Annotated in this window: 15 protein-coding genes and 1 pseudogene; 5 read left to right on the top strand and 11 right to left on the bottom strand. The window is 62.2% G+C overall.

Annotated elements, in window-relative coordinates:
* Positions 1-346 precede the first annotated feature (346 nt).
* From KF838_04515 to KF838_04530, 4 genes and pseudogenes are all read left to right on the top strand, one after another.
* Positions 347-841: a hypothetical protein gene (locus tag KF838_04515; protein ID QYK49116.1), complete on the top strand. Its 495-nt coding sequence runs from the start codon at positions 347-349 to the stop codon at positions 839-841.
* A gap of 24 nt (positions 842-865) precedes the next feature.
* A complete protein-coding gene (locus tag KF838_04520) occupies positions 866-1933 on the top strand; it encodes an integrase core domain-containing protein (GenBank protein QYK49117.1) in 1068 nt (355 codons plus the stop codon).
* A gap of 60 nt (positions 1934-1993) precedes the next feature.
* Entirely contained in the window at positions 1994-2317 is a 324-nt protein-coding gene (locus KF838_04525) for a hypothetical protein (GenBank protein ID QYK49118.1), read from the top strand.
* Between the two features lie 200 nt (positions 2318-2517).
* Positions 2518-3605 (top strand): annotated as a pseudogene (locus KF838_04530) (IS3 family transposase).
* A 362-nt stretch (positions 3606-3967) separates the two neighbouring features.
* Here KF838_04530 and KF838_04535 read toward each other — a convergent pair.
* From KF838_04535 to KF838_04585, 11 genes are all read right to left on the bottom strand, one after another.
* Complete coding sequence (locus KF838_04535) at positions 3968-4903, bottom strand: DUF4268 domain-containing protein (GenBank protein QYK49119.1); 936 nt, start codon at positions 4901-4903, stop codon at positions 3968-3970.
* A gap of 60 nt (positions 4904-4963) precedes the next feature.
* Complete coding sequence (locus KF838_04540) at positions 4964-5386, bottom strand: hypothetical protein (protein ID QYK49120.1); 423 nt, start codon at positions 5384-5386, stop codon at positions 4964-4966.
* Positions 5387-5559: 173 nt separating this feature from the next.
* Positions 5560-6807, bottom strand: a complete 1248-nt coding sequence (locus KF838_04545) for an ISL3 family transposase (GenBank protein QYK49121.1) — start codon at positions 6805-6807, stop codon at positions 5560-5562.
* 298 nt (positions 6808-7105) lie between these two features.
* Positions 7106-8116, bottom strand: a complete 1011-nt coding sequence (locus KF838_04550; protein ID QYK49122.1) for an ATP-binding protein — start codon at positions 8114-8116, stop codon at positions 7106-7108.
* A 62-nt stretch (positions 8117-8178) separates the two neighbouring features.
* Positions 8179-12039: an N-6 DNA methylase gene (locus tag KF838_04555; GenBank protein ID QYK49123.1), complete on the bottom strand. Its 3861-nt coding sequence runs from the start codon at positions 12037-12039 to the stop codon at positions 8179-8181.
* A 2-nt stretch (positions 12040-12041) separates the two neighbouring features.
* Positions 12042-13766, bottom strand: coding sequence for an AAA family ATPase (locus tag KF838_04560; protein QYK49124.1), 1725 nt, complete (start codon positions 13764-13766; stop codon positions 12042-12044).
* Positions 13763-14950 (bottom strand): restriction endonuclease subunit S, encoded by a 1188-nt coding sequence (locus KF838_04565; GenBank protein ID QYK49125.1) that lies wholly within the window; start codon positions 14948-14950, stop codon positions 13763-13765. Before KF838_04565 ends, KF838_04560 begins: the two co-directional genes overlap by 4 nt.
* The gene (locus tag KF838_04570) at positions 14947-16449 is read right to left on the bottom strand and encodes an N-6 DNA methylase (GenBank protein ID QYK49126.1); all 1503 of its coding nucleotides are present in this window, start codon (positions 16447-16449) and stop codon (positions 14947-14949) included. The genes KF838_04565 and KF838_04570 overlap by 4 nt, the downstream gene beginning before the upstream one ends.
* 13 nt (positions 16450-16462) lie before the next feature.
* Entirely contained in the window at positions 16463-18751 is a 2289-nt protein-coding gene (locus KF838_04575; protein ID QYK49127.1) for a DEAD/DEAH box helicase family protein, read from the bottom strand.
* Between the two features lie 59 nt (positions 18752-18810).
* Positions 18811-20325 (bottom strand): sigma-54-dependent Fis family transcriptional regulator, encoded by a 1515-nt coding sequence (locus tag KF838_04580; protein ID QYK49128.1) that lies wholly within the window; start codon positions 20323-20325, stop codon positions 18811-18813.
* A gap of 329 nt (positions 20326-20654) precedes the next feature.
* A complete protein-coding gene (locus KF838_04585) occupies positions 20655-20957 on the bottom strand; it encodes a hypothetical protein (GenBank protein ID QYK49129.1) in 303 nt (100 codons plus the stop codon).
* 62 nt (positions 20958-21019) lie between these two features.
* Here KF838_04585 and KF838_04590 point away from each other — a divergent pair, with 62 nt between their 5' ends.
* Positions 21020-21322, top strand: a complete 303-nt coding sequence (locus tag KF838_04590) for a hypothetical protein (GenBank protein QYK49130.1) — start codon at positions 21020-21022, stop codon at positions 21320-21322.
* The last annotated feature ends 31 nt before the right edge of the window (positions 21323-21353 follow it).

Genomic DNA, 21353 nt, shown 5'->3' on the forward strand with positions numbered 1-21353 from the left:
GCGACCTCCGCGCGGTCCCGCCGGGACGATATGGGCGACGCCCTCGTTCTGCCGCCGCGCCCGTCGGTTGTGGCCAGGCTGAGAAGTCTCACGCCGACCACTGGTCGAGACCGGATCGGGGTGTCGGGCGGGCCAGAATCGCCGGCTGCACGGTGCCGAGTCTCAAAGTCGCACGTTTTTGCACCCTCCCCCCGCACCCCACCGCGGAGCCCCGACGATTGAGGGTTCCGGCCCACACATCTGCATCGTCACGTCGCCTCAGATATGCCAGCCGCTACCCGAACCGCATCGATGGCTGTGATACGATTCGCGCCAGCGGGGCCATTACCCGCATGGAATCCGTCCAATGGACCTTTCGGACTTCGACTTTCTGACGGTCGTGATCAGCCGCAACGAGGTTGAGAGCTGCGACACGTCGGGACCGATCGCGACCCTGAAGGGATTGCTCCAATCGCCGGCCAGGATTCAGGCCTTTCGAACACGTGTCAACGTTGCGTTCTTTGGCTATGACGACTCTCCAGAGGAGTTGTTCGAGATTCCCGCTGTCCGCAACTATGTCAGCGAACTCGATGCGGCATTCCCGTACTGGCTCTACTTCATGGCTCGCGAATACACCGGGCTGCAGTGCCTGGCGCTCTGCATGCTGCCCCCATTCCTGACCGAGGAAGCGAGAGCCAGAATCCACGGCCAACGGCTCGCAGACTTGATGGACCGCCGGTGGGTGCCGGCGCTCAGTCACCTTTGCGCGGCAACGGGCGAATCGGATGCCGAGGCTGAGGCGTTGGTCGAGAGTGCACTCAGCTATTTCATGGATGGACCAACCCCGACTCCACCGAAATAGCCACTGGCCCCACACGATTCGGCGATGCCAAATCTCTTCCGCCGCCTGCTTGATGTCCTGGCCGGGTCCACCCAGGCTGACCTTCGCCGCCAGATCCAGTACTTGAAAGCCGAGAACGAGGTCCTCCGCTCGAAGATCAACGGGCCGGTCCGGGTCACGCCCGGGGAGCGGTCCCGGCTGGTCCGCCTGGCCAAGCCCCTCGGGTCGGCCATCAAGGCGATGGTTTCGATCGTCAGTCCACAGACCTTCCTGCGGTGGATCCGGGATGCCGGCAATCGCCGGCCGAGGAAGAAAACCGGGCGGAAGCCGGGACGGCCAAAGTCGCCCGAGCAGATCCGGCGTCTGGTCCTGAGACTCGCGAGGGAGACCGGCTGGGGATACACCCGCATCCTCGGCGAGCTCAAGAAACTGGGCGTCAAGGTCTCCCGCAGCACCGTCGTGAACATTTTAAAGGATGCGGGGCTGCCAACCGGCCCGGAGCGCGGCGAGGCGACCTGGGACCAGTTCATCAAGTCCCACGCCAAGACCCTGTGGGCGTGCGACTTCCTGCGGCACCGGATCGTCACGAAATGGGGCTTCCGCGATGCGTACACGCTCGTCTTCGTGAACGTCGCCACGCGCCGGGCCGTCGCCACGGCAAGCACGGAGCACCCTGATGCCGAGTGGGTCGCGGCGCAGGTCCCGCTGTTGAAGGCCGCGGCCGGCGACGGCGCAACCGAGTGCCGCGTGCTCACCCGGGACAGCGATACTAAGTTCGGACGACCGTTCGACGATGCGCTGCGAGCCCACAACATCACGCCGGTGCGCCTGCCGTATCGCGCTCCGAACCTCAACGCCCACGTCGAGCGGTTCATTCAGACCGTGCAGGACGAGTGCCTCGACCGGTTCATCGTGCTGGGCACGCGACACCTCGATCACCTGATTGCCGAGTTCCTTGAGCACTACATCCGGGAGCGCCCGCACTCGTCGATCAAGTTCCGCACGCCGGTGGGCAGGCCTCCCCCGCTGCGATTGGCCGATCACCCGGGGGCAGTCCGGTGCCGAACCCGGCTCGGTGGCGTGCTGAAGCACTACTACCGATTGGCAGGATGAAATCCGCAGGATGCCCGAAGGGCCCATCGCGTCGCAGCTGCCATCAGATACGATTGCGTCATGATCCGACGACTTACAGAGTACCGGTTTTCGGTTTCACCTGATGTGGCCACGGACTGGAACGCCGAGCACGGGGGCAACGTTGGAGCAGTCGAGTTTCGCTTTGAGGTGGGATGTGACGGGACCTTCCGCGGCAAGGAAAAGGTCTGGGTGCCACATATTCACATGGCGACAGAGAACAGCGCGGGTGTGAAGGTGCCCGGTGAGTTTGGCTTGGGCGGTGCGGTCGCCAACACATGTGCGGCGTCAACGCCGGAACAAGCAACGCAGCTGATCTGCGAGAAATACCTTGAACACCGCGGCTATCCGTGGTTTCGCTCCTGATTGATGGAGCATCTGGCAGGGCCGCTGCGGGATTCATACCGCCTCGAAGCGTTCTTGTGGCTTGAAAGCGATTCGGCTTTTCGAGGCTTTACAGGACACGACCATGCCGAAGTCAAGAGACCTGGCCTGCCCCCCGAAACCTGATCCACCAACTATGAGAGTCCCGAGGGCCGCCGGTCGCGGCCAGGAGACTCTCGAAGATGAAGCGGACAAGACACTCGGCGGAACAGATCGTGAAGAAGCTGCGGGAGGCGGACGCGATGCTCGCGGCGGGCAAGAGCGTGGCGCAGGTGGTGCAGGCTCTGGGGGTCAGCGAGCAGACCTTCACCCGATGGCGGAACCAGTACGGCGGGATGCAGGCCGATGAGGCGCGGCGGCTGAAGGATCTGGAACTCGAGAACGCGCGGCTCAAGCGGCTGGTGGCCGAGCAGGCGATCGACATCTCGATCCTTAAGGAGGCCAACGACTACCTGGGAAAGCCGCGAGCCCCTCGCGGAGGAGGGGCGTCGTGACGCACGTACAGAATCAACTGCATCGGTCGCAGCGGCGCGTGTGCCGCGTGCTCGGCCAGGCGCGATCGACCCAGCGGTACAAGGCTGTGCCCAGAGACGATGATGCGCGTCTGGTGCAGCGGATGCACGAGCTGGTCCGTCGGCATCCTCGGCGTGGCTACCGGATGATGTGCGGGATGCTGCGGCTCGAAGGGTTCCGCGTGAACTTCAAGCGTGTGCACCGGCTGTGGCGTCGTGAGGGCTTCAGAGTGCCCCAGAAGCAGCACAAACGCAGGCGTCTGGGCCACTCGGAGAACGGCATCGTGCGGCGTCGGGCCGAGCACAAGGACCATGTGTGGTGCGTGGACTTCATCTATGACCGGGATGAGCGTGACCGTCAGCTCAAGTGCTTGAGCGTGATCGATGAGTTCACACGGGAGTGCCTGGCGCTGGAGGTGGACCGGTGCATCACCGGCGCGGACGTTGTTGATGTGCTGACGGAGTTGATGATCATCCGCGGGGTGCCGGTGCACATCCGCAGCGACAACGGACCGGAGTTCGTGGCCAAGGCCCTCAGGCGGATGGCCGAGATCACGGGCATAGAGAACCTGTACATCGCGCCCGGGAGCCCGTGGGAGAACGGGTACGCCGAGAGCTTCCACTCGCGGCTGCGGGATGAACTGCTCAACGCTGAAGAGTTCGCGGATGTGCGGGAGGCCAAGGCGCTGGCCGCGGCGTGGAAGAACGAGTACAACCATCGTCGGCCGCACTCGTCGCTGGGGTATGTCCCGCCGGCGGTGTACGCGGCGAATCTTGAGAGGGGAGACGAGGCCCCTCTCCCCTCTCAAACTCACCCCTCTACCCCCCACGAGACGGATTCGTTCATGATCGAGGCGATGGCCGGTACAATCAACCGACTCTCATAGGACCTGGTACAGAAAGTGGGGGAAGGTCAGACCGTCCCGAGTTGCCGCCTCCTCAGATATCTTCAGACGATCTGCCGTTGTCGGAAATCGAGATTTCCGGGATCCACTTCCACATCGAGTTTGTGGATGTACCGGACGCGAAAGAGCGCTATGCGCTTCTCTTCGAACACCTGGGAGACTGGCTGCTTGCCGAATGGGAAAGTGAGCAGGCCACAGAGATCAGGCGTCACGGGTCACAAACTGTCTAGCCGGGGGCGTAGTGCTTTCTCGAACCGAATCATGGTGTCGATCATGGCGTCCTGCGCGGCGGGCCAGTTGGTCTCGTCCTTCCAACCGGCGACGTCGACGGCCGCAGAGATCCGGCAGGCACGTGCACCCTCGAGCGGATCCCACTCCATCGCGCCGCCGAAGTCCGCCTCGATGGCTGCCTTCTGCTCTTCCAGCCTGCGGAACAACTTCTTGTTGCCCTCCCCGGAGTCGGTATCCACATCGATGTACAACTCGACACGAGCGCCCTTCTTCAGAATGACGTAGTTGAAGGCGAGCCCACTGCGGCCGCCGGATGCTCCCACCCAGCCGGAGGTGCCGGGCGAGATGTTGGCGTGGAGCTTCGTGCGCTGCTTCGCTCGCTCAAGTAATCCCGTCCAAAAGCGATAACGGGAATCATGCCGCCCAGCGAGCTCCTTCTTCTTCTCCCCGGCTTCGGTCGTCCCCTCGCTCGGTCCGGTGATCAGCGTGAGGAGCGGTGCCTGAGACGATCCGCCGATTCGGACCGCCTCCAGTTTGACGAGGTAAAACCGTGCAAGACCGCATTCATTGAGCCATCCGGCCGCCTTGACATGCTCCGGACGTGGCTCGCCGACTATCCAGATGGCGGTCTTGGCCTCAAGCGCGGCGAGGTAGGTCAGCAGCTTTCCGAGATGGTCGTGGTCGCTCTTGCCGAGCTGGTTCTCGATGATGACGGCCTCACCAAGGGAGTCCTCGGCGACGAGGTCGACGCTGAAATCTCCAGCGTCCTGCTCGCGATCGACGTTCGTCAGGACCAGGTCGAGGAGTTCGCCGAGCACGTCGATGTTGCCCTCAAGCCACTTTGTGAAGTCCAGGGCTTCATGCTTCCAGACTTCGCGGAGAGGGACGCGCTCGAGTTTGCCGATACCCGGCTCTGGCATGAAAGGCTCCTTCACTTCCGCTCCGAAGCGACCAGTGGCGTTGGATTCCCAAGCGATGTACTACACCTTGCCGCCCGCTGGGCTCGACCTCGCTGGTGTCGCCGCTGCTTGGAGGTCCGACGCGATGGACGCACATAGTTCCACGGAAGCGAAGCAAAAAGCGTTGGCAAAGCCTGGCTCTACTTCCTCTCCCTCCGGGTGTTGCGCGAAATCACCGACGGCCGCCACAAAGTCGAGCAGGTTGGACGTTGCTTTGGACAAGAACTTTGCCACTCTCCGCGCCCCCACATCGCCAGTCGCGGTTCTCAATACCGCGAGGATGGCCTTCGGTTTCGCGGGGAACTTCCCGGTTCGAAGGGCTTCGTCCATGATCCCGGTGAACGTGCGTCCGCTGCTCTTCCACTCAGATAGCCAGGATGCCGGGATGGCATCACCCTGAATGTTCTCCAGCTTCGCCACCTCTGACAACGCCCGATCCAGCACGAGCCGCCCTCGTCCGATCGATACTCCAGGATCCGATGCGAGATCTTGAATGGCTGCTCGCACGGCACTCTCCAGACCCGCGGACACGGTGCCCCGAAGCCCATCAAGGCGAAGTTCAAGCACGCGACGCATGTTCCTGTCAAATCGCGTTGCATCGCTAAAAAGTCGGGGCTTCAGACATTTGAGTGGGTAACTGCGGAGGGGAGGAGGTTGAGCCCTCCGAGGTGGAAGTAGATGGCGTTGCGGAAGCGGGCGCGATTTCGGAAGCCGCAGGCCATGCGCTTGATCTTCTGGATTCGTGCGTTGATCGACTCGGCCCCGGCGTTGGTCGCGTTCTTGAGGATCGCGGTCACGATTCCCTGGAGGTGCTCCTTGATCATCCGCCCCACCTTCTTCATCGGCTCCAGCCGGCAGCGGCTTGCCCAGCCCAGCCACCACTTCCACATCGCCCGCACGTTGATCTCGTCCGTGTGCTCCCAGGCCTCCATCGCCGCTTCCTTGAGCGACCAGGCTCGCGCCGTCCGGAGCGTGCTGGTGCGCAGGGCCGCGAACCGGCCCCGGTCCCGGGCGTCGTCCTGGTGCTTGGGATGGCGCAGCCACTGGTGCTTGGTGCCCTTGAGCCTTTGGTCCCCTTGCACCATCAGCTCGCGGTGCTCGCGCCGCCGCACCTTGTCCACCGCGTCCCCCAGATGCCGGGCCACATGGAACTTGTCGTAGGCGATCTTCTCCGCCGCCTCAGGCACGTGCTCCTCTGCCGCGCGGATGTACGGCTCCCACATGTCCATCGCCATCACCTCGATCGCTCCGCGCTCCTCCTGGCTCAGCGACAGCAGATAGTCCTCCAGCGTCTGCTTGCCGCGATCGTCGGCCACGTGCACCACCACGCCCCGCTCCTGGTCGCTCACCACCGTCACGTACTCGTGCCGGCGCTGGAAGCTGGTCTCGTCCACGCCCAGCCGAGTGGGCGCCCGGTGCTCACGCCGCGACAAGCCACGCTCCACCGCCCGCGTCATGATCCCGTCCACCTCGTCCCAGCTCAGCCCCAGACGCACCGCCACCGCCTTGATCGAGGCTTGCTCGAGCCAGTGGATCACCAGCGCCTCGAACAGCGCCGTGAACCGCCCCCTGGGCTGGGCCCAGGGCACGCTCACCTGAAGCACTCCATGCTCGGGACACTTCACCCGCGGCACATCCGCCGTCAGAATCGTCTGCATCTGGCACGTGTCCAGGTGCCGCCAGCTTCGCCGCGAGTGGTCGTAGCCGGGGCAGGCCTTGCCGCACTCGGGGCAGCATCGCGGCGTGTCCGCAAGGTGCTCGACCATCACGTCCACGCGTCCGCCCTCGAGGTCCAGCTTGACTTCGCTCACCCGCCACGGCGCTCGCAAATCCAGGATCTGCTGATACAGCTGGTTGCTTTCCATGCGGGACGCTATGACCGCAGCGCCCCGCCCGCAGCGGCCCGCCCGCAGCGCCTCCGCCCGCAGCGCCCTGCCCGCAGCGCCCTGCCCGCAGCGCCTCCGCCCGCAGCGGCCCGTCGAGCCCGCACCCCAATCGGCGGAGCGCGCGGCCGGCCCGGGAATCGGCCCGAACCGCTCGAACCTCAGGCCTCAAGCAACGCAGAAGAGTTCGGTAGAATTCTCCGCCGGTTGGGGTGTGGGCGACCGAATCACCAGGCCGTCCCGTACCAGAGACAAAGGCCTCCGGCACTTCCGTACCCACTCAAAAGTCGGAAGATCCAAAAAGTCGATCCACCTCTTCAACGGACTTGGCTTGTTGTTCAATGAACGACTGCCAGACACGGCACCCAAGTCGCACGCGCCCAGATGTCTCCACGATAAAGCCCCGTGACAAGAGGTCTCGGCGTCGCACCTGCGGAATCTGAGAACTTGGACATCCGTCAGAATGCGACGCAGCTCGCAGGTCGTCTCGAAGCTCTGAACTGCAGCCATCCCACAAATCATCAAGAATCGTGGCATGGGACGCCAGTGCCTCGGCCGCCGTGTTGTCCACCATCTCCTTTGTGATTGAGCCTCGCGTCGCGGAGGCTGCGTACAGCTCGCCGAGGAGGGCGAGGGTCAGCAACGGAACGCCATTTGTCCAGTTCTTAAGCTCTGCCTTCGCCGGCCCCTCGACGGTAAGCCCAGCTTCAACACACGGTCGGAGCAGATCGTCCCAATCGCCATCGTCGAATCTGCCAATCTCGATGGGATTCGGGTTGAAGACGTTCCAGAAATCGGACTCCTGTGCCGCGACGGTGCGACAAACCTCCCGGAGCTTGGCGCGACTCCCCGTTACGAATCTGAGGGCAGATCCATCGGCCAACTGTCGGAGTTGGCCGAGTAAATTCACAGTCAGTCCATCCCCAATCGGTGCATGGTCGAATCCATCAAGGACCAAGAGCACTCGCTCTTTGGTCTTCGCGAGCTCATCAACCACCATCTGCAGGCCTAAGCCGGCGGGGTCGTTGGGGTCCAACAGCGCAGCAAAGTCTGGTCGATTCGCCACCAGCGCTTGTTTCAGATGAGCGGCGAGCTTGCTACGGAACGCGGCGTCAGATTCGGGGCGATCATGGCGAAGATCCCAGTAGCCTGCGCCCACGTAACCCTTCTTTGGATCGGAGAGCACTGCCACTGTCGCTCGCAGGACCATCGTTTTTCCAAAGCGCTTCGGACCGACGATTGTGAGATGATCAGGCGTGGGCTTCGTGAGGGCGCTGACGATGCGTGTCATCTCGCGAGTGCGACCGAGTGTCGGCCCGAGATTGACTGCAGACAACGAGTATGGCGTAGTGCTCACTGAAGCTTCTCCACAGCCTCCCGAGAGGCACGCCGCATCTGGTCAGCAACGTCCACGTTGTTTCGGACCCAAGCAGCCATCAAGGGTACGAGCAGGCGATACACCGAGCCCTGCGTTGTCCGATTTAGCGACACAACCTCTAGCTGCCGGAGGACATCCAGATCCTCGCCGAGGCTGTCACTCTTGGGCAAGGGAATGCGTTGCTCGGCAAGCTTGGCCTCCAGCAGTTCCAATGTGACGGGGTCCGGTCCTTGTGCGAGGCTCTCGCACAGCGCGATCAACAGGCGACGGCGCTCCGTGCCGGCCGCGTCCCAAAGGGTGGAAAAATGCTCGCTCCGCTCTGCGACCTGGTCCAATACCCTGCGTGCCAACTTCTCGTCAACGAGTCGGCCGCCTTCTGCCGCAAGGCTATCAAACAGCTCACTGCACACACTCTGTATAAGGAATGGCTGACATGCGCACTCCGAAACCACCATGTCCCGGGCACCCGCTGTGAAGCGCACGCGCCCCTTCACGGGCTCCTCAACCAGTCGTGCAGCATCGGCAGGATCCAATGCGCCCACCGGCATCGGGATGCCCATGCCGAAGAGAATCGACCAGTAGTGCCGCCGTAGCCGGCCCATGAGCCGCGAATAACTGAACACCGCCGAGATTTCGGGGTGGGACTGCAGCAGGTATCGGAGATTCTCCGGTACTTGGGGGCTTGTGACACCGCTGTCGATACCCTCCTGCAGCTTGTCGAACTCATCGAGCAAGAGCAACAGTCGCTTCGGCTTCATCGCGACGAGCACCTGCTTGACGTACTGCTCGAAATCCTGGAACGGCTGGTCGCTACCAATCACACGATCGAGCGCTCGCTTGAAGGCGAGATCAAACGAGGTTCCGGGTTCACGAGCAGCGACGCCTTGAGGCCAGATTTCTACGCCGCTCTTCATGGCCGCGAGGCCAATGTCCCTTGCAACGAGGCGAAACACTTCTCTAGTGGGCAGACCTGGTTTGGTCGGGTCACCCTCGCCCCCCTGAAACTGGCAAGGAACCACGAGCCAATCTGACAGCATCTCCGGTGACTGAAGCCGGCGCAGAACAGACGATTTGCCGCTCCGGCGATTGCCCTCCAAGAGGATGACCGTCTGGCGATTCGGCGAGTTCACCTGGCGGCGCACTCGGTCAACCAGTGGACCACGCCCGAAGAACATTTCATCGCGGTCAACGATCGGGCCGACGATGTAGGGGTTGGTGCCGATGTCACGCGGTTGGGTGTCGGCCGAGTTCGGCTGCACGTCCAGAACGAGAGAGGTTCTGCCTTCATGCACCTTGCCATCCAATGCTGTGGCCCGCCATGTGATGTGCAACGGCAACGGCCCCGGAACGAGCGGCAGTGCGAACTCGAGCGGTACCGCCTGTTCGGCCTGCTCCGCGAGCAGGGGAAGCATGACTTCTCCCGCCTGCGGACTGGTCTCGATCTCCAGCTCTCGCACGGGCAGCGATGAGCGGTTCTGTACGAGCAGCCACACTCCGTCCGGGGAACCAACCACATATGGATTGGGCTGCAGCTTGAACTCAAGCCGCACCTCGCCGTACATGGCGGCAAGCGCCTCCCTCACACGGGAGCGCAGCCGATCGTCAATCTCCCTCCACTGGAACGACGTGCTCGCGAGCCACTTGGTCAGGTGGTCATCGCGGGTATCGAGGCTCGATCGCACAGCTTGGAGCAGGGCGACCCACGACGTGCCAGACTTCAGCCGGTCGGTGTCAGCCAGCGGGCGCAGTGCGTCCGATGTGCGAAGCAGCCACTCTCGAACGGGCTGGTCCGCAGGCCGCTCTCCGTGAACCGTCTGGTTTCTCCAGTGCCTAAGGAGTTCAGACCAGCGACGCAACACTGGAAGCGGGTCGGACGAGGACCGATCGATCGATCGAACTTCCTCCCACAACTGCTCAAGCTGCTGGTCTACGGCCGAAGGCCTGCGGACGACAGAAACGAGCTCCGCCAAGGACCGCCGCGACGATGCGGCCATTTGCTGCTGCACCGCCGGCGGAACCATCGGAATCGGAAGTTCCGCGAGTAGTCGAGGCGAAAGGTGCTGAATGGAAACACCACGAGCATGCCCTTTCATCCATGCCTGGTAAGGCTCCGACGCCAGCAGGGCAGCAAGGAAACCGACACCGATGGTGCTGTGTGGGCGGATAACCGCAATGCTCTTCGATGCCACGAATCCCTGCGAGTGCACGTCGACGGCCGCGATCTTGCCGACCGAGCCTGAGATCGAAGCGACGATGTCGCCCGGCTTGAGCACGGCGCGTTCGTCCAGCTCGCCTGTGACGGCCAAGTCCATAAACATGGTCGGCGGTCGGATGCGACCCTCGACGAGGTCCGCAACGCGAATGAGACCCCGGCTCGCCGCTGGATCGCCCCCAGGCACGTCGGTCACCCGGTCACGCTGATATGACACACCGGCGCGAACATCGGCGACTTCGCGGAGGGAGACAATTCGAGATGCGGGAAGCTCCCGCCTCACAGAATCGAGGAATGTGGTCAACTCCTCGTCGCCGGATCGGCGGGCCACCAGTTCGCAATCGTGGCGGACGAGGTCTTCGACAGTCCGGTCCCAGGTGTCGGCTCCAGACCCGCTCCGGAACTGCGCCACCATCTCCTCGTTCTTCAGGGCGGCGAACTCGCCGATCACTTCGGGACGCGAAGCAGGGACCGACAGGAATCGCACCGTCTTGCGGCTCGGCGCTCGACGAAACAGCAGCAGGCTCGTGCGGATGCTGGTCAGTGGGGCAAATGCGCCTTCGGGGAGGCCGATGACCCCCTCGACGTCGAACTCCGTGAGCAGGCGCTTGCGCACCTGGCGGTCTGGCCCTGATCGGAACAAAACGCCCTCTGGCAGCGCGACAACAGCGCGGCCGCCGGGCCTCATCGAAGCCATGATGTGCTGCAGGAACTGATTGGCCAGGTCGCCAGATGGCACCGGGAGCCCGGTCCGCTCCGGCAGCACGTCGGAACGGCGTCCCCACGGGGGCACTGAAACGATGCAATCGAAGCCAGCGCCGGCCGACTTGCCGGTCGGCCGTTCGAGCGCGTCACCGAGTTCAAGACCGGCCTCGGGGATGCCGGCAAGCGCGACGCGCGTGGCACCGATGAGGAACGCCAGAGGATTAATCTCGACGCCGAACAGGCTGTCGGATCGCACGCGTTCCCACTCCGGCACGCGTATCCGTTTGGTGGACTGCAAAATGCGCCGGCCACATGCCACCAGCAGTCCGCCCATCCCGAAGCATGGGTCGTAAATGCGCTCCCCGGCTTTGGGGTCCGCGAACTCAACGATCAGATCGACGATCCGCCGCGGCGTCGAATACTGCCCAAACTCCCGCCGCTTAGTGCAGCGGTCAATCGCGAGCTCCAAGATCGCTGAGGCGCGGTCATTACCCGTCCTGGTGCTGAAGTCCAGTTCCCCGACCCAGTCGACGAATCGATCCAAAATCGCCGGCGACGAACCTTTCGCGGCGAAGAACGTGCCCGCGAAGAGCGTGTCCAAGCGCCGGGGAAGTCGACCCAAGCCGCTCGATGCGCCATCGGGGACGGTGCGCTGCACGAACTCCCAGAGCCTCTCGCCTCTGAAATGACGCCATGCCTCCCATCTCAGGAACCGGGGCATCCTGCGCTCAAACGGCGCATCGTCAAACGAGGCAATTGCCTCACGCTCGGCTTCGTCGTGGTCGAGCCAGCGGAGATACAGCAGGAGCGCGAGCAGGCCGACCTCCTCAGGGGAGAACTCGATGCCCTTGATCCACCGACCTTGTCGGCGGAGTTCCTCCATCGAGGCTTCAGAAACTGTCCATCCGCGGCTTTCCATGCCTAAGCGACACTCGCTTTCTCTTCAGCCTTCTGTGCAATCTGCGTGCCGAGTAGCGCTTGGATCGGATCCCGGAGAGCGGCGGGAAGCGTGGCTCCGGTAATGGTCGTGAACTTCTCGAACGCCTGGTCCACCTTCTGACTGTCGTCGCCAGATAGGCCCATCACGTCTTCAAATGTTGGGCGCAGGAAGAACACACGCTTCTCGTAGGCGGCCGCGGCCACAAGGTCGCTGTTCCAGCGTTCGTGCTTCAAGTTCTTCTCCGTCTGCTCCTTCTTGCGACCCTCTGACCAATCGGACTTGATCTCCCGCACGTCGTGGTCGGCCAGAATCACGAAGGGAATATCCAGCGCTTTCGCCACACGGGCGAACAGCGGGATCTTCGTCTTCCCGCCACACTCGATGACCGAGAGATTCTCTTTGTTGATGTCCACTCCAAGAGCCTTGAAGGCCAGCGGAAGTGCGACTTTCTCCGTCGCTCCCTCGACCAGCATGACCTTCTTGGCGAAGAACATCTCGTTCCGCTGAGAGTCGAACTCGGTGAGCAATCGCAGAGCCTGCCGGTCGGTCTCCGCGAGCTCGACCTTGGCGGCCTGAGAGACCTTTGTCCCGTCAGCGGCGTTCCGTCGAACGAGCGCGACAGACTCGGGCGTGTGAATCTGGACGAAAACGGGCGAATGGGTCGTGAGGAAGACCTGATTGCCCTTCTCGGTGAGCGTGCGCAAGACGCCGGCAAAGTACCGGGCCTTCTGCGGGTGGAGGAATACCTCGGGCTCCTCGATCGCGATGATGGCGCCCGTCTTCTTCAGCTCCTCGTAGGTGCGGAAGATGGCCACGACGATGGCGCTTTGCAGACCGGCACCGACTTCACCGGCCGGGCTGCTGATGCCCAGCTGGTCCACGTACAGATCAAGAGACTTGAAGGCGTTGGTCGAATCGTGGCTCCCGAATCGGAGGCCGACCTTGTTGTCGCCTTCGGCAAGGCCCATCTGCTCCATGGCGTTGGCCGCAAGGCGCGATTCAATCTCCTCGAAGCGCTCCGTGCGGAGGTACTTGTACGCCCCTTGGACAGTCTGCTCGAACGCCTCGCGGCGAGTCATCTTGACCTCTGAGCCGTCAGGCTGCCGCACTTTGACGGCGGTCTTGTCGCTGTTGAACTCCGCGTTGACCTCGTTGAACAGCCTGCGCAGCACTGACCATCGGCTGCTGGGGTTCTGCCGGTCATACTCCCGAAGGACATCGACGTAGATGAAGGGAATGGACTCTCGGAGGTCGCCACTCACCCTCTGAGGCAACCACTGACCCTTGAACTGTTGTCCCTTCTGCAGCGGTTCTGCCGGGCACGAGACCACCTTGCCGTCGGCGCCGATGCAAACATAGTCGACTTTGAGCGAGCCAGCGGGCTTGCCCTTCACGGCTCGCTTGTAGGCCTTGCATCGAAGCTCGATGCCCCTAATCTCCATCTTGAAGTTGTTGCGCCACTCCTCAACGACCGTGTCGAAGTACACCTGGATGACGATGTCGTTGACCGTGTCTTGGCCGTGGAAGTCCTCCTCAGTGAAACTCCGCTCGCTCGGCCAAGTCTCGCCGAGAGCAAGGTTGAGCGCCCGCAGAATGTTCGACTTCCCGCAGTTGTTCTCGCCAATCAGGACGCAGTAGGACCCGGGGTCGAAGTCGAGGGACTTGATCGAGCGGAAGTTCTCGATGTGGATTCGAGCGATCTTCACGCGTTCGGCGCTCCAGGGATTAGCTTTCGGATGACCGCGTTTGATAGCGCTGCGGTATTGATTGACCGCAACTCGGAACGGAGTGCAGTCGAGAGTGCGTAGGCCGCCTCCATCTTCGCGATGATTCGATCTTGATCGACCAAGGGCGGTACGGGAATCCTGATCTGTCGAAGGGCCGCACCAGAGATCTTGACCATAGTTTGGCTGCTTCCCTGGGCGGCACCTTTCAACTGATCGCGAGAACTTGGAATTCGGAGCGCGAAAGCCAAGTACTTGCCCCGGATGCGACTGGGATCTGGAACGAGCTTGATGAGCAAGTCCGGATAGATCAGCGAGGCAGGACCATTCTCAAGGGCGACCGAAGCGAGCCCCACCAACTGCCGTGTGTTGGAGCGCGACACAAAGACCTCACCGGCGTTGATGCTGAAGTCGTTGGCCACGCTCGGCTCCAGCACGATGGGCTTGGCGCATTGTGTGTCGAGGAAGACATCTCGCACAGCTGACAACGTGAGCACTCGCCCGTTGCTCTCCTCGCCACCGGGCTTTATCGAGCGGCCGTTCCGGGTGTTCGACACGACCGACTCGATTGGTAGCAGTGGCCACTCCTCCGATTGGCACAAGTCGCCGCATACCGCAGCCGGGAGTGCATTGGCTTCCGCCAAAGCGGTCGAGTGCAACCGACTGGCTTCATGTACGCGGTCCAAAGCTGCCGTTATCCGCGTGACAATTGACCTTTGCTTGTCTCGGGGGGGGGTGGGCAGCTCTATCTGTTCGAGCTTGGACTTCGTGATGTGCCGCAGACCCACACCACCATGAGATAGATCAATCATCTCCCCCAGGCGGGAGTTTACCGCGTGTACAAAGAACTCTTTCTCGACGGTTGCGGTGTCGACCTGCACTTTGAAAATGTGCTGGTTGAGGACGGCCGAGCCTCGATCCCAGATAAAGCAGCCAAACGACGTTCCCGGAGTGCCCGACCACGAGAGAAGGACATCGCCGTCGCGGATAAGGTGTCTGTCTTCGACTTCACCGTCGAAATGGTTGAATGGCGCCTCGATGTCGTTTAAGTTCTGAATCCGGATAATGGGCAATCCGGTGTCGCTCCAGTCCGTCGGTTTGAAAGCGCGGCCGTTTTGGAGTCGACAGAGAGAGCCAAGGGGTTGTGATGTGGCAGAATGCGTCACTCTGGATCCTCCAGCAGTGACTCAAGCTCCGTGAGAAGCTCCGTGATGCGCTCTTCCTTCGAGCGAATGGATTGAACGAGCTGTAGTGCCGGCTGGTGTTCGACGTCGGCAGGGGTGTTCGGATTGCGTGCAGATAGGTCGAACGCCGCATTCGCAATCGAGTCGTAGGAGACGCTCCAAGAGTTGCTGGCCTCTGGACGGCTGGACATCTTTCCCAAGAAATCAGAAAGCTGCTCGCCAGGAATGGGGCGGCGGGTTTGCCTCAGTTCGAAGCCATCGTTGGTGAGCTCGTAGTACCACACACTCTTCGTTCCGCCTCCCGCTGAGGGTCGATCGAAGAACAGAACGTTTGTCTTGACGCCCGTGTACGGCAAGAAGCAGCCAGCGGGAAGGGACAGGACAGTGTGCAGGTCAAACTCTTCGATGAGCTTCTTTCGCACCTTCGCGTCGGGGCCGCCCCGGAAGAGCACGCCCTCTGGGACAATCACTGCCGCTCGGCCACCCTTAGCCAAGGTGGCCATGATGTGCTGCAGAAAGAGGATCTCCGTAGAACCAGATTGAATCGTGAAGTTGGTCTGCAACTCGCGAGACATCTTGCCGCCGTACGGGGGATTCGAGAGGATGACGCTGTACTTGTTCTTCTCCGGCACGTTGGCGCTGTGAAGCTCAAGAGTGTTTGCCATCTCCAACCGGGCGCCCTCGATGCGGTGAAGCAGCATGTTCATAGTGCCCAGCAGGTACGTCAGTGGCTTCAGCTCGATCCCGAAGAAGGTCTCGTTCTGAAGGCGCTTGAGGTCGCTGTCGCTCAGCCGGCCGGAGTTCTTGCGGATGTACTCCGCGGCCTCGCCAAGAAAGCCAGCGGTCCCGAAGCAAGGGTCGTAGACCCGGTCCTGTTTTCCGGGCTTCACGACCTGAACCATCGCGCGGATGATGTGGCGCTGGGTGTAGAACTCCCCCGCGTACCCGGCCGAGTCCGCAGCGACCTGCTTGAGCAGGTTCTCGTACAACTCCGAGAGCACGATGACGTCCGATTCATCGCTGAAGTGGAGCCTGTTGACCTGCTCGACTGTGCGGGCGAACGCTGCCCCACGGCGGGAGTGGTTCCGCACCGACGTGAAGATGCGGCGGAATCTGTCTCCAACGGCGTCATCGCCGACGCCGTCCTTGCCCGTTCCCGTCAGCTTGTCCCAAAGGGGACCGTTGACGAACTTGAGCATGTCGTCAGGCTTGTCGGTGAGCGATGCCCAAGCCGACCAGCGGAACTCGCCGCGGAGACGGCGCTTGTAGGTCTCGCCCTCGAACGCCGCTTCCTCCTCGAGCCTGCTCTCGGTCTCGTCAAACGCCTTCAGGAAGAAGAGCCACGCCAACTGCTCGACGTAGTCGCGCGCATTGACGCCGTCGCTGTTCAGTTGGTCGCAAGCGTTCTTGACGGCCTGCTGAACCTCTTGGCGGCGGTGCTCAAGCGAACCATTCTTCCTGGCGGGGGCGACTGGGGGCATCGAGATCCTTCTCTCACGCGATCATGGGGACATACAGGTGCTGCTTGACAGCCTCAAGGTCCGCCTTGAGGGCCGCGGCTCCGCCGTAGCGAGCCAGGAGACTGCTGAAACTGCCGAACTGCTCGACGAACTGCGGGGCGCTGTAGGTGGCGCCCTTTTCCAGATCATCGATTCCGAAGAGTGCGTAGTGATCCAGACTGGTTTCCCAGACTTTGGACTTGAAGCGCTCGGGCTCCGGGACGGAGTCCTCGCCAACATTGCGGATCAGCCACGGGGAATCCTGGTCCCAGAAGCGGACGACTCGGTCGTGACGTGCTGGCACGCGGGGAAGGTCGAACCCGACTTTGGAGAGGATGTCGACATCGTCGGTCTCCTCCAAGTCGAGAAAGTGACGGAATGCGGCGAGGTGGATGTCTTGATCCACGAGTTCTGCCCGGATATCGCGCCGGGTCGAGCGATCAACCCAGAGCTTCAGCAGGTCTGCCACTGAACTGGGAGCGATCTTGCGAATGATCGCCTTCGACTGCTGGATGTAGTCGTCAAACGGGATCTTGCGCCCGTCGGCCAAGCAGACGTACCGCTCTGATGCGGACAGGAAGAGGGTCGCGCCATTGCCGATCGGCTTCTCGGTGGGCGTGGTCGTTGAAGGCTTCTTCTTGGAAGCCGCCTTGCTCTTCTGCACGTTTGCAGGATGGCCGTCGAACTCGGCATCTTCGAGCGACGCGGCCCTGACGTAATCGAAGATCGTGAAGTACCGCTTGTCGATGTCCTCGCACAGGCGTGTGCCGCGGCCCTTCATCTGCTTGTACAGGATGCTGCTCTTGATCGGCCTGGCGAACACGATGTTCTTGACATCGGGCGCATCAAACCCAGTGGTCAGCAGGTCGACGGTGACGGCCACGCGCGGCTTGGCGCGACCAACCTCGGCAAACGTCCGCTCCAGCATGTGCGAGTTGCGCTCGGAGCGCGTAATGCGGGCCGCGTAATCGGGATCGCCCGATACACGCCGAAGTTCCTGGGCCATGAACGCCGCGTGTGTGTCGTCCACACAGAAGACGATCGTCTTCTCATCGCGCAGAGCGTACTGCCCGAGCAAGGCCCAGAGATCCTCCGCGATGAACTTCGTGCGGTCCGGCATGCGGATGTCCCGCTCGAAGTTCGCGGTGTCGTAAGTCTTGCCGTCTGGCGCGGTGAAGCCCGCGGCGTCCAAGTTTGTCACCCGCTCCTCGAGCAGGTACGGCACGAGATAGCCGTCTTCGATTGCCTGACGAAGCGAATACGTATAGATCGGATCGCCGAAGTACTCGTACGTGTCGCGCCGCTTCTCCGCGTCGGTCAGGGGGACGCCCTGCTGGTCGAGTTCGCGAGGCGTGGCGGTGAGACCAAGCTGGTACGCTGACTTGAAGTGCTCAAACACGCCGAACCAGTCGCCAAAGCCTGACCGGTGGCACTCGTCGACGATGACGAGGTCAAAGAAATCGGGCTCGTAGTGCTCGAAGAGCTTCTTGCCGTCGAGTTCCTCGTCGAGGTTCTGGTAGTTCGCGAAGAACACCTTGCCAATGCGGTGACGACCCGCGGAGACGGTGTCCTTGTCGATCACGACCCGCTCGTCCGCGGCAAACGAGGCGAACGCTCGGTACGCCTGATCTTTCAGGGAGTTCCGATCAGTCAGGAACAGCACCCGTCCCTTAGGGAGAACGCCACTCTGCGCGAGCTTCCAGACCAGTTGAAAGACCGTGAAGGTCTTGCCGGTGCCGGTCGCCATGAGCAACAGAGCGCGACGGCGACCCGACGCGAATGCGCAGATGACCTTGGTAATGGCCATCTCCTGGTAAGGCCGAACGTTCTTCCGCGTCACCTGGTCAATGTGCCACGGAGTCTCCAGGGCCGGTGCCCAGCGGTCCCAGTCGATATCGATTCCGAGCTTGTGGAGAATCTGCGCCGGCGTTGGCGGTGCGGACAGAGTTTCGAGATCGCCGGATTCGGTGTCGGTGAGCAGATATTCCCGGCCGTTCGTGGCGATTGTGAACCGAATCCCAAGGCGGCGGGCATACCGCGATCCCTGTTGGATTCCATCGGCAGCCGATTCCAGCTCTGCCTTTGCTTCGAGCACGGCCAACGGGAGCTGGCGGCAGCGAAGCACATAGTCAGCGATGATGCTCTGCGACTCGTCGTACATCGAATCGCCGGTGATGTTGACCCGTCCGGGACCAATCTGGACGTCCGACGTCCAAGCCCATCCAGCCGACGCGAGCGCCGGCTCGATGAGTTCCTTTCGGGTTGTGCTTTCATTCCGGCTCATCGTGGTTCTGATCCTTCCAGTGACCCTAATGCAAGCTGCGTGCCAACGGCAAGGCCTCCCTAGACGCCGTCTAATCCCTCGTCCCAATCTACCTTTAGACGTTCAAGCTGCGCCGCAAGCGTCTGGTAGCTGGGATAGCCGAGGAGCTTGGCAGCCACGGTCTTTTTGCCGTTTGCCTCCTGCATGGCGCGGGCCAAATAGCGCCGCTGGACTTCTTCGAGGTGCTTTGTGAGCGAAAAACCCTCGCCGATAGGCAACTCCGCACCGAGCAGGCGATCGCCGCGTGCAGAGTCCGACAGCCCCGCCTCGATGTCTCGTGGTTCAATCGACGGACCATCGATCATCACTGCCGCCTGGAGGAGGACATTCTGGAGTTGTCGTACATTCCCCGGCCAGGCCTGCTGGCAGAGAAACCTCTTTGTGCCCACAGAAAGCCGCTTGTCTTGGTAGCCGGGTTCGGCTTTGGCGAAGTCTGCATTAATCCGGGCGAGCAGGTGGTCAGCGATGGCGGGGATGTCGGTCGTTCGTTGCCTGAGCGGCGGGATTTTCAGCGTAAACGCGGCCAGCCGGTAGTACAGGTCCTCGCGGAACCTGCCCGCAGCCACCTCGGCCTGAAGATCGCGGTTGGTTGCGGCGATGATCCTGACGTCAGAGTGCCTGTCTTCGGAATCGCCAACCCGCTTGAACGTGCGGGCCGATGGAGGCTCATCCTGTCCGGGCTGAAGCACACGCAAGAGCTTGGCCTGCATCGAAAGGTCACACTCACCGACCTCGTCCAAGAAGAGGGTGCCGGAATCCGCCTGTTCGAAAGCTCCCACCCGATCTGCGGCTGCACCTGTAAACGAACCCTTTTTGTGGCCGAACAGCTCAGATTCGAGGAGTTCTTTCGGCACAGCGGCACAGTTGATGGCGACGAAGGGTTTGGCGCTGCGACGACTGGCAGCGTGCAGCGCGCGGGCAAAGACATCCTTGCCGACGCCGCTCTCGCCAAGGAGGAGAACGCCAACGTCTCGGAGGGCGATTCGCTTGGCGCGGGTGATGGCTTCGCGGATCTGGGGGCTCCGGCCGATCACGCCTCCGAAGCCTTCACTGGCGGCGTCGGCGACGTTCGCGCCCTGGATCAACCGATCGGAAGCATGGAGTACGGTCGGGAGGTAGTCGACGAGTAGGTCGAATGGAATCGACGTGGGGATCACGCGACCGCGGAAGGTCTGGTAGAAGGTCGCTGGATACCGGCTCTTGCCCAAAAGTACCCAAACGGCCGTCATCGCCGGCGTCCCGGGGCTCAGGTGGATTGACACCGAGCACTCACCTTGAACCTGCGACGTGACCTTGCCAAGCACTCCGTCAGCGGCCTCGAAGATGGCGGAATAGTCGACGGGACTCGGAAGCCTGACGGTGTGGACACGGGCCTTTGAGCCGATCCAGGCAGCGAACTGCTTGGCGAGTTCAGGCTCCTTATCGCTCAGCAGGTGAACCTCATCGAACTCGACCTGATCCGTCAGGGTCTTGACCGGGCCTGACCCTTCAACGTGCCGAAGTTGCTTACCGAGGAGCTGCTTCACAGCTTCCACGGCGACTTCGCCAGCGGCGGCCGACCAGGCAAACAGGTCGGCGTCTCCGATCCAGCAGAAGACGAGTTTTCGAATGCCTTGGGCGATTGGACAACTCCATTTGTGCTGCGGACAACGGGCATTGTATCCAGCATGGGCGGTGCGAGCATCGCCGCCCGAAATCTCGCGTCAACTCTTGGCACGGCCGTTGCCATAGCACCGGCATGACGAGCCAGAAACCATCCGGATCGATCCTCGCCCCCGACGACCTTCGCGTTGGAGCCTATGTGGCGGTGCACTCGGTGGCTGCTGCTCCGCGTACCTGCCCAGAGGAACCGGAGCGGCGGATGTCAGGCCGGCCGTGCCGCGAGGGGCCGCCGCTTGGCTTTGGAATGCCCCTTCAGATTCGGGCCATTTCTCTGCCATTCCTCGCGTGCGCAGTTCTCCAGCCAGGTGGAGGTCACGTTGGGCCGGTGATCCTTGATCTCCGCGGCATACGGCTGATCGCAGTTTCTCGCCAGTTCGTCCGTGCCATCGCGGAGTTCAAGCAGCCCGAAGCCGACGGCGACGAGGACGTTGGCGCTCGTCGGCCGCGGCCGACGGCGGACGCCGAACCCGCTGGTCATCCCGCCTGAGGTCGTTGGCCAGCACACCGGTGTGTGTCGAGTGGCACGTCTTTCGCATTCAGCAAAATGGTTAGAAAAGGAGCTCGCGAATGGTCGCCTTGAACACCAGACACGTCCTTCGCTTCACCACCCACGCCGTCGTCCGGTGCCAGCAGCGAGGGCTCACTGGCGATGCCGTTGAGTTCGTCGTGGCGCACGGCCAGGAGTATCACGCCGGGGACGGCTCAAAGGCCTATTTCCTTGGCAAACGTGCGGTTGTTGAGGCAAAACGCCGCCACGGAATCGACCTTGACCGCTGGCGTGACACCGCCGTCATTGTTTCCAAAGACGACGCCATCGTCACTGTTCAGCATGTGGCCAGACCCAAGCGCAGCTGGCGCGGACGGCACTAAACTTGTTGCACGGGATCGTTTCCCGTGTCAG

The sequence above is a fragment of the Phycisphaeraceae bacterium genome, from assembly GCA_019454185.1.
GTDB lineage: Bacteria > Planctomycetota > Phycisphaerae > Phycisphaerales > UBA1924 > JAHBWV01.

Coding starts and splice junctions, on each gene's coding strand:
- KF838_04535 (QYK49119.1), bottom strand. CDS start 4,903: ATGCCAGAGCCGGGTATCGGCAAACTCGAGCGCGTCCCTCTCCGCGAA.
- KF838_04555 (QYK49123.1), bottom strand. CDS start 12,039: ATGGAAAGCCGCGGATGGACAGTTTCTGAAGCCTCGATGGAGGAACTC.
- KF838_04570 (QYK49126.1), bottom strand. CDS start 16,449: ATGCCCCCAGTCGCCCCCGCCAGGAAGAATGGTTCGCTTGAGCACCGC.
- KF838_04520 (QYK49117.1), top strand. CDS start 866: ATGCCAAATCTCTTCCGCCGCCTGCTTGATGTCCTGGCCGGGTCCACC.
- KF838_04545 (QYK49121.1), bottom strand. CDS start 6,807: ATGGAAAGCAACCAGCTGTATCAGCAGATCCTGGATTTGCGAGCGCCG.
- KF838_04525 (QYK49118.1), top strand. CDS start 1,994: ATGATCCGACGACTTACAGAGTACCGGTTTTCGGTTTCACCTGATGTG.
- KF838_04515 (QYK49116.1), top strand. CDS start 347: ATGGACCTTTCGGACTTCGACTTTCTGACGGTCGTGATCAGCCGCAAC.
- KF838_04550 (QYK49122.1), bottom strand. CDS start 8,116: ATGACACGCATCGTCAGCGCCCTCACGAAGCCCACGCCTGATCATCTC.
- KF838_04575 (QYK49127.1), bottom strand. CDS start 18,751: ATGAGCCGGAATGAAAGCACAACCCGAAAGGAACTCATCGAGCCGGCG.
- KF838_04590 (QYK49130.1), top strand. CDS start 21,020: ATGGTCGCCTTGAACACCAGACACGTCCTTCGCTTCACCACCCACGCC.